Annotated in this window: 2 protein-coding genes; both read right to left on the reverse strand. The window is 74.1% G+C overall.

Annotation, left to right across the window (positions count from 1 at the left end; genetic code table 11):
• Positions 1–12: 12 nt before the first annotated feature.
• The gene (locus ACZ562_RS36130) at positions 13–5,505 is read right to left on the reverse strand and encodes an SDR family NAD(P)-dependent oxidoreductase (protein WP_471188419.1); all 5,493 of its coding nucleotides are present in this window, start codon (positions 5,503–5,505) and stop codon (positions 13–15) included.
• Positions 5,506–5,537: 32 nt separating this feature from the next.
• Positions 5,538–9,962 (reverse strand): type I polyketide synthase (locus ACZ562_RS36135; protein ID WP_471188422.1); only part of this gene is annotated, 4,425 nt, incomplete at its 5' end.

Genomic DNA, 9,962 nt, shown 5'->3' on the forward strand with positions numbered 1-9,962 from the left:
GCGTGAGATGAGTCAGTGAGACCCGAGCTCTTGGTCGATGAGGTCGAACATCTCGTCGTCGGTGGCGGCGTCGATCCGGTCGAGGTCGAAGTCGCGGCCGCGGTCGGTGCCGGGGCCGGCGTCGGCGGTGTTCGCCGCGGCGTCCTTTCGGGTGTCGGTCCACTTCCAGAGCAGCGCCTTGAGCCGGGCGGTGACCTTGTCCCGCACCGCGTCCTGCGGGGCGATCGCGGCGAGCCGCGCCTCCAGCCGGTCCAGTTCGCCGAGCACGGGCGGGGCCTCGGCGGTGAGGTCGAGCACCAGGTCCTTGTGGAGGAACCGGGCGATCGCGACGGGGTTGGGGTGGTCGAAGACCAGGGTGGGCTTGAGCCGGAGCCCGGTCGCGGCCTTGAGCCGGTTGCGCAGCTCCACGGCGGTCAGGGAGTCGAAGCCGATGTCCCGGAAGGCCGTGGTGGGCTCGATGCGGGCGGCGGTGGCGTGACCGAGGGCGGCTGCCGCCTGATGGCGCACCAGGTCCAGCAGGACCTTCTCCTGGTCGGCCTCGGGTGTCCCGGCGAGACGGCGGGCCAGAGCGGGGGTCCCCGCGGCCGCAGCCTCGCCGGCCGCGGCGCCGGTGTCGCCGACGAGGCCGCGGAGCACGGCGGGCAGCATGCCGGCGCGGGCCATGGCGCGCAGGCCTGGAACGTCCAGCCGGACCGGCACGATCACCGGCCGGTCCACGGTGAGGGCGGCGTCGAACAGGGCCAGCCCCTCCGCCGGGGTGAACGGCACGACTCCGGCCCGCCCGATCCGGTTGCGGTCGGCGTCGGTGATCCGGTCGCCCATGCCGCCGTTGTCCGTCCACAGCCCCCACGCCAGCGAGGTGCCGGGCAGACCCGCGGCCCGGCGCCGCCGCGCCAGCCCGTCCAGGAAGGCGTTCGCAGCGGCGTAGCTCGCCGCGCCGGCGCTGCCCAGGACTCCGGCCAGGGAGGAGAACAGCACGAACGCGGAGAGGTCCAGGTCCTTGGTCAGCTCGTGCAGGTGCAGCGCCCCGTCTGCCTTCGGCCGCAGCACGGTGTCCAGGCGCTCCGAGGTCAGGGCGGTGACCACGCCGTCGTCCAGGGCCGCCGCCGCGTGCACCACGGCCGCGAGCGGGTGCTCGGCCGGGACCGAGGCCAGCAGTTCCGCGAGGGCGTCCCGGTCCGCGATGTCACAGGCGGCAACGTCGACGTGCGCGCCCAGTTCGGAGAGGGCGGCGACGAGTTCGCCGATGCCTTCGGCCGCGGGGCCGCGGCGACTGGCCAGCAGCAGCCTCCGCGCGCCGCGTTCGGCGACGAGGTGCCGCGCGAGCGACCGTCCGAGGCCACCGGTCGCGCCGGTGAGCAGCACGGTCCCCTCGGGGCCCCACGCGTGACCGGTGGGCTCCTCGGGCCGGGTGATCCGGGCGAGGCGCGGCACGTACAGCTTTCCGTCGCGCACCGCGGCCTGCGGCTCGTCCAGAGCGGCGAGCGCCGCGGCCAGCGCCGGGGCGAGGCCGCCGTTCGTGACCGAGTCGTCCGCGTCGACGAGCAGGAGCCGGTCAGGGTGCTCGGTCTGGGCCGACTTCACCAGACCGGAGACCGCCGCGTGCGCGAGGTCCGAAGCTGTGCCGTCCAGCTCGACGGCTCCGCGCGTCATCACCACGAGCCGCGCGTCGGAGAACCGCTCGTCGGCGACCCACTCCTGGACGGCCGACAGCACATCGGCCAGCAGCCCGCGCGTCGCCGCGGCGGCGTCGCCCTCGCTCGGGGCGCAGTGCAGGAGGACGTGGGCAGGCGTGGCCGCCCCGCCGTCGACTGCCTTGCGGAGCCCGTCGATGTCGGAGTGGGAACCCTCGTTGCCGAGGACCGCCCACTCGGCTTCGGAAGCAGTGGCGGGAGCGGAAGCCGCGGTGTGCTCGACCCAGTCGACCTCGAACATCCAGTCCTGGTGCGCCACGCGCGAGGCCAGCACCTGCTGCGGGGACATCGTCCGTGTCCGGACGGACGCGACCGACGCGACGGGAGAGCCGTCGGCGTCGGACAGTTCGATCGCCACCGCGTCGTCACCGGCGGGCCGGATGCGTATGCGTACGGCCCTGGGCCCCGGAGTGTGCACGGACATGCCGCTCCAGGCGTAGGGCATGAGCACCTCGCCGGGGTCTTCGGCGCGGTCCGACGCCAGCACGCGGAGGGCGGCGTCCAGCAGTACGGGGTGCAGGCCGTAGCGGTCCGCCCGGTCCCGCTCCGTGACAGGCAGTTCGGCCTCGGCGTACAGCTCGTCCCCGGCGCGCCAGGCGGCGCGCAGACCCGGACGGCCCTCCACGGCCACGGGTTCGGCACCCGTCGGCGGCCATGTCATCATGTCGAACTCCGACGCCGGAGCGTTGCGGGTGAGCTCTCCGGTGACGTGGCAGACCCACGGCTCGCCGGCACCGCCCGCAGCGGGCCGGCTGAAGACGCGCACCGGGCGCCGGTCGGGGTCGTCGCCCGCACCGACCTGCACCTGGATGCGGACGGCGCCCTGTTCGACCAGAACCAGCGGGGCGTCCACGTCCAGCTGTTCCAGGTGCGGGAACCCGGCCTGCCGTCCCGCGGACAGGGCGAGTTCCACGAATGCGGCGACCGGGAGCACCGGCACGCCGCCGACCGTGTGTTCCGCGATCCAGGGCATGTCGGCCGGGGACAGCCGGCCGGTGAACAGCACGTCCTGCGCCCCGGCGGTCTCCACCACGGCGCCGAGCAGGGCGTGGCCGGAGGAGTCCAGGCCCGCCGAGGAGACGTCGAGCGCGGCCGTTCCTTCGAGCCAGTAGCGCTCGCGCTGGAAGGCGTACGTGGGCAGGGCGACACGCCGGGCGCCCGGGAAGAGCGCCTGCCAGTCCGGGGAGACACCGTGCGTGTGCAACTGCCCGAGGGCGAGAGTGAGCGCCTGGGGTTCGGGGCGGTCGGGACGCAGGGCGGGAACGGTGACGATGTCCGCGTCGTCGAGGCAGCCCTGGGCGAGGGCGCTGAGGACACCGCCGGGGCCGATCTCGACGAACGTGGTCACACCCAGCTCGTGCAGGGTCCGCACGCCATCGGCGAAACGGACCGCCTCGCGGACGTGCCGCACCCAGTACTCGGGGGTGTACGGCTCCGCCAGGCGGCCGGTGAGGTTCGAGACCACCGGGATCCGCGGCTCGTTGAAGGCCAGACCGCTGACGACCTCCGCGAACTCCTCCAGCATCGGATCCATCAACGGCGAGTGGAACGCGTGACTGACCTTCAACCGGGAGGTCCTGCGGCCCTGTTGGATGAAGACCTCGGCGATCTCCAGCACGGCATCCTCGGCTCCGGAGACCACCACGGACCACGGGCCGTTGACCGCCGCGATACCGACGCCGCCGGTCAGATGCGGCAGCACCTCGTCCTCGGCCGCCTGGACCGCCACCATCGCACCACCCGCGGGCAGCGCCTGCATCAACGCGGCACGCGCCGACACCAGCTTCACGGCGTCGTCCAGCGACAGCACACCCGCCACATGCGCAGCCGCGATCTCACCCACCGAATGACCGGCCACACAATCCGGCCGGACACCCCACGACTCCAGCAGCCGGAACAGCGCCACCTCGACCGCGAACAACGCCGGCTGCGTCGAACCCGTCTGATGAAGCGATTCCGCATCGACGTCGACGGGCGCGTCCAGATGCGCGCACACCTCGTCATACGCCGCAGCGAACACCGGGTAAGCCTCGTACAGCTCACGCCCCATCCCCAGCCGCTGCGAACCCTGACCCGAGAACAGGAACCCGACCTTGGCCCGGTCGGCCCCGGCGCGCCCCGTCACCACCTGTCCTGCGGGCTCGCCCACTGCGAGGGCGGTCAGCCCCGCGCGCAGCTCTTCCATGTCGGCGCCGACGACCGCCGCCCGGTGCTCCAGCGCCGAGCGGGTGGCCGCCAGCGAGAACCCCACATCGGCCGGTGACGGGGCCGTGAGGTCCACGGACGACAGCAGTCGTCGTGCCTGCGCTCGCAGCGCCTGCCCGGTCTTCGCGGAGAGTACCCACGGCACCACCGTGGTCCGGGCCCGCCTCAAATCCTCGGCCACGCCCTCGCCTTCAGTCGTGTCGTCGGCAGGGTTCTCCGCCTCCGGTTCGGGCGCCTGCTCGAGGATGATGTGCGCATTGGTGCCGCTGATCCCGAACGACGAGATCCCGGCCCGGCGAGGGTGGTCCGCCTCCGGCCACGCGATCGCCTCGGTCAGCAGCTCGACCGAGCCGGCCGACCAGTCGACCTGCGGGGTCGGCCGGTCCACGTGGAGCGTCTTCGGCAGCACGCCGTGCTGCATCGCCAGCACCATCTTCATCACGCCGGCGGCACCCGCGGCGGCCTGCGTGTGGCCGATGTTGGACTTCAGCGAGCCGAGCAGGAGCGGCCGTTCGCGCTCTTGTCCATAGGTCGCCAGCAGCGCCTGCGCCTCGATCGGGTCGCCGAGGTTGGTGCCCGTGCCGTGTGCTTCGACGGCATCGACCTCCTCGGCGGACAGCCGGGCCCCGGCCAGCGCTTCGAGGATCGCGCGCTGCTGCGAGGGGCCGTTCGGCGCGGTCAGGCCGTTGGACGCGCCGTCCTGGTTGACGGCGCTGCTCCGGACGACGGCGAGCACCTTGTGGCCGAGCCGGCGGGCGTCCCGCAGCCGCTCCACGAGCAGCAGGCCGGCGCCTTCGGACCAGGACGCCCCGTCCGCCGCCGCCGCGAACGACTTGCAGCGGCCGTCGGGGGCGAGTCCGCGCTGGCGGCTGAACTCGACGAAGGCGCTCGGGCCCGCCATGACCGTCACGCCGCCGGCGAGCGCCATCGAGCACTCGCCGCCCCGCAGCGCCTGCACGGCGAGATGCAGGGCGACGAGCGAGGACGAACAGGCGGTGTCGACGGTGACCGCGGGGCCCTCGAAACCGAAGGTGTAGGCGATGCGCCCGGAGGCGACGCTGCCGGAGTTGCCGGTGCTCATCAGCCCCTCAACCCCTTCGGGGAGGACGCCGGGCGTGAAGCCGTAGTCGTGGTACATCAGGCCGGCGAAGACGCCTGTGCGGCTGCCCTTGAGGGTGGCGGGGTCGATGCCCGCATGTTCGAAGGCCTCCCAGGCGGTCTCCAGCAGCAGCCGCTGCTGCGGGTCCATGGCCAGCGCCTCGCGCGGCGAGATCCCGAAGAAGTCCGCGTCGAAGTCCGCCGCGTCGCCGAGGAAGCCGCCCTGCCGGGTGTAGACCTTGCCGGGCTGCTCGGGGTCGGGGTCGTAGAGCGCGTCGACGTCCCAGCCGCGGTCCTCGGGGAACTGCGAGATGGCGTCTTTGCCCTCGGCCAGCAGCCGCCACAGCTCCTCGGGGGAGCCGACGCCGCCGGGGAACCGGCAGCTCATGCCCACAATGGCGATCGGCTCCTGGTCGCGGGCCTCCAGCTCGCGCACGCGCCGCCGGGCCTGGCGCAGGTCGGTGGTGGCCCGCTTGAGGTACTCCCGGAGCTTGTCTTCGTTCATCATCGGTGTTGTCCGCCCCTTTTGGCCTGCGCGGTTCAGGAGGTGCCGAGTTCGTCGTCGAGGAGCTCGTACAGCTCCTCGTCGCTCGCCGAGCTGAGGTCGTCCTCGTTCTCGGCTCCGCCGGCGCCTCCCGGATCGGCCGGCTCGTTCCCGTTCCAGCGGGCGAGCAGCGCCTGGAGACGCATGTTGATCTTGGTTCGGGTGACGTTGTCGACGCCGTCCGCTCCGGCGCCGTCGAGGGCGGCGGCGAGGCGGTCGAGCCCGTCGAAGACCGGCGCCGTCCCGGCCGTGCCGCCGGGGAGGTCCTTCAGCACCCGCTGCGCGAGCACCGCGGGCGTCGGGCAGTCGAAGACGAGCGTGGCGGGCAGCCGCAGGCCGGTGGCCTGGTTCATCCGGTTGCGGAGCTCCACCGCGGTCAGCGAGTCGAAGCCCAGGTCGCCGAAGGCCTGGTCGGGCTGGACGGCCTTGGCCGAGCTGTGTCCGAGAACGGCGGCGACCTCGGACCGGACGAGGTCCAGCACGGCCTCTTCGCGCTCGCCCTCGGGCAGGCCCGCGATCCGCTGCGCCAGCGGTACGGAAGCCGCCCGGTCCGTGCGCCGCGGCCGGGCGCCGACAAGCGCCTTGAGCAGCGGCGGCACCGGGGCGGTCGCGTTCCGCAGGGCGGCGAGGTCCAGCCGTGCCGGCACCACCACGGGCTCCTGCAGCGCGAGCGCCGCGTCGAGGAGTTCCAGGCCGTCCTCGTCGGACAGCGGCAGCACGCCGCCGCGGGCGAGCCGGGTCCGGCCGGCGCCGCCGAGGTCCTCGGTCATGGTGCCGGTGCGCTGCCACAGGCCCCACGGCAGCGACACCGCGGGCAGCCCCTGGGCCCGGCGGCGCCCGGCGAAGGCGTCCAGAAAGGCGTTGGCCGCGGCGTAGTTGGCCTGGCCGGGGGTGCCGAGGGTGCCCGCGAGCGAGGAGAAGAGGACGAACGCCGACACGTCGCCCGCCAGCTCGTGCAGGTTCAGCACCGCGTCGACCTTGGGGCGCAGCACCGTCTCCATGCGCTCCGGCGTGAGCGAACCGATCACGCCGTCGTCGAGGACTCCGGCCGTGTGCACCACGGCCGTCACCGGCGTGCCGGACAGCACCTCGGCGAGGGCGTCCCGGTCGGCCACGTCGCAGGCGGCCCAGAGCACTTCGGCACCCTCGGCGGTCAGTTCCTCCTGGAGCTCCGCCGCACCCTCGGCGTCCGCGCCGCGCCGGCTCATCAGGAGCAGGCTGCGCACGCCGTGTTCGGCGACCAGGTGCCGGGCGACAAGTCCGCCCAGGGCGCCGGACGCGCCGGTCAGGAGCACCGTGCCGGTCCCGAAGTCCGGGGTGGCCCGGGGGGCGTCGGCGGCGGCCCTGGCGAGCCGCGGCAGCAGCAGCGCGTCGCCGCGCAGTGCCGCCTGCGGCTCCTCGGAGGCGACGAGCCGGGGGACGGCCGCCGCCGCGAGGTGCTCTCCGTCGGCGTTCTCTTCGGTGTCGAGGAGGACGATGCGGTCCGGGTCCTCCGACTGTGCCGACCGGACCAGGCCCCACACGGCCGCCTGCACCGGGTCGCCCTGTGCCGGATCGTCGCGTGCGGCGACCGCGCCCCGGGTCACCAGCACCAGGCGGGCGGCCCGGTCCTCGGCCAGCCACCACCGGACCAGCCGGAGCACCTCGGCGAGGACGTCCCGGCCCCGTTCGGCGTCGGTGCCCGACCCGGCCGGGCAGGGGACGACGACGGCGTCCGTGTCCGCCTGCGCCCCGGTCTCCGCCGCGGGGGCGGCGATGAGGGCGGCGATGTCGTCGTAGGCCCGTACGGCCAAGGCCTTCGCGTCGGCTGGTGCGGCGAGCGGTGCCCAGTCCACGGTGAACAGGGAGTCCCGGGAGCTCGTGCGCAGCTGCTCCGCCGACACCGGGCGCAGCGTCAGCGACTCCACCGACACCACGGGACGGCCCGTGCCGTCGGCGGCCTCCAGCCGTACCGTGTCCCCGCCGGCCTGGGAGAGCCGTACCCGCAGGCCGGCTGCTCCGGTTCCGTGCAGCGTGACGCGGGACCACGCGAAGGGCAGCAGGGGCCCGTCGGCGGCCGGTACGAGGCCGCCCGCGCCCAGCGCGTGCAGCGCGGAGTCGAGCAGCGCCGGGTGCACGCCGAACGCGTCCGCGTCCGCCTGCGCCTCGTCGGTGACGGCGAGTTCGGCGTAGACCGCGTCGTGGCCGCGCCAGGCGGCACGCAGCCCCTGGAAGAGCGGGCCGTAGCTCAGGCCGAGGTCCGCCAAGCGGTCGTAGAACCCGTCCAGGTCCACCGGCTGGGCGTCGGCCGGGGGCCAGCTGCTCAGGTCGGTGCCGGAGGGGGCTCCGCCGGTGGCCAGGACGCCGGTGGCGTTGCGGATCCAGGGGCCGTCCCCGGCTCGCGAGTGCACGCTCAGCGGGCGGCGGCCGGAGTCGTCCTGGGCGCCTGCGAGGACCTGGAGCGCGACACCGCCGTGCTCGGGCAGCACCAGCGGTGCCTGCAGGGTGAGCTCCTCGACCACATCGCAGCCGGTCTCGGCCGCGGCGTGGGCGGCCAGTTCCACGAAGGCCGTGCCCGGCAGCAGCACCGTGCCCAGCACCGCGTGGTCGGCCAGCCAGGGCTGGGCCTGCAGGGACAGCAGCCCGGTCAGCAGGTGGCCGCCGGTGTCCGGCAGCTCCACCGCAGCCCCCAGGAACGGGTGGTCGGCGGCGTCCAGTCCGGCCGCTCGCACGTCACCGGCCGGAGCGCCCGCCTCCAGCCAGTACCGCTCGTGCTGGAACGCGTAGGTCGGGAGGTCGACGCGGCGCGCACCCGGCAGGACTGCGTCCCAGTCGATGCCGACGCCGTGCACATGGGCCTGGGCAAGGGACAGCATCAGCCGGTGCCGTCCGCCGTCGCCTCGGCGCAGCGTCGGTACGACCGCGGCCTCCGCCTCGGCGGCCTCGATGGCGTCCTGGATGCCCGCCAGTTGCACGGGGTGCGGGCTGACTTCGACGAAAACGTCGTGTCCGTCGGCCAGAGCGGTCCGGATCGCGTCGTGGAACCGCACCGTCTGCCGCATGTTGCGGTACCAGTAGCCGGAGCCGAGCTCGTCCGCGTCCAGCTTCCCGCCGGTCACCGTGGAGTAGAAGGGCACGGAGCCGGGGAGCGGGATGATGCCGGCGAACCCCTCACTCGCCTGCGCTTCGACGCGTTCGATCTGCGGCGAGTGCGCGGCATAGTCGACGGCGACCTTGCGGGCCTGGATGCCCTCCTGTTCGCAGTGGGCGAGGAGTTCGTCCAGGGCGTCGGTGTCCCCGGAGACCACGACGGTCCCGGGCCCGTTCACGGCGCCGGTGCCGAGGCGGCCGGCCCACCGGCCGATCAGTTCCTGCGCCTCCTCGTCCGGAAGCGTCACCGAGGCCATGCCGCCGCGGCCCTGGAGTTCGCGCACCGCGAGGCTGCGCTGCGCCACGATGCGCGCCCCGTCCTCCAGGGAGACCGCTCCGGCGATCACCGCCGCGGAGACCTCGCCCTGGGAGTGCCCGACGACGGCGTCGGGGGTCACTCCGAAGGAGCGCCACACCTCGGCCAGGGCCACCGTCATCGCCCACAGCACGGGCTGCAGCACGTCGACCCGGTCCTGCTCGACATCGGGCGTGCCGCGCAGCACCGCGGTCAGCGACCAGTCCACGTGCGGCGCGAGGGCGCGCTCGCAGGCGTCGATCCGTTCGCGGAAGACGGGGGAGGTCTCCAGCAGTTCGGCGGCCATGCCCACCCACTGCGACCCCTGCCCGGGGAAGACGAAGACGGTCTTGCCGCCGGTGCGTGCGGTGGGGGTCACCACGCCGGGCGGCGTGGCGCCGCGGGCGACACCGGCCAGTCCCTGCCGGAGCTCCTCGGGGGTCTCCGCGACCACCACGGCGCGGTGTTCGAAGGCCGCCCTGGTCGTGGCCAGCGAATACGCCGCGTCGGCCACCGGGGCCGCCTCGCCGTCGTTGTCACTGTCGTTGTCGTTGTCGTCCAGGAAGGACACGAGGCGGGCGGCCTGCGCCCGCAGTGCTGCTTCGGTCCTGCCGGAGAGCACCCACGGCACGGCCGCGCCCGAGTCGGACGCCGGGGGCAGCTCCTCGGCAGCGGGGGCCTGCTCGATGATGGTGTGGGCGTTGGTGCCGCTGACGCCGAAGGACGACACGGCAGCACGGCGCGGGCGGTCCGTCTCGGGCCAGTCGACGGCCTCGGTCAGCAGCCGGACGTCACCGGCCGACCAGTCCACGTGCGGTGTGGGTTCGTCGACGTGCAGGGTCCGCGGCAGGACGCCGTGGCGCATCGCCATGACCATCTTGATCACACCTGCCACGCCTGCCGCGGCCTGCGTGTGGCCGATGTTGGACTTCAGCGAGCCCAGCCACAGCGGCCGTTCGTCGGAGTGTTCCCGGCCGTACGTGGCGAGGAGCGCCTG

The sequence above is a fragment of the Streptomyces sp. NPDC040410 genome (assembly GCF_055595715.1).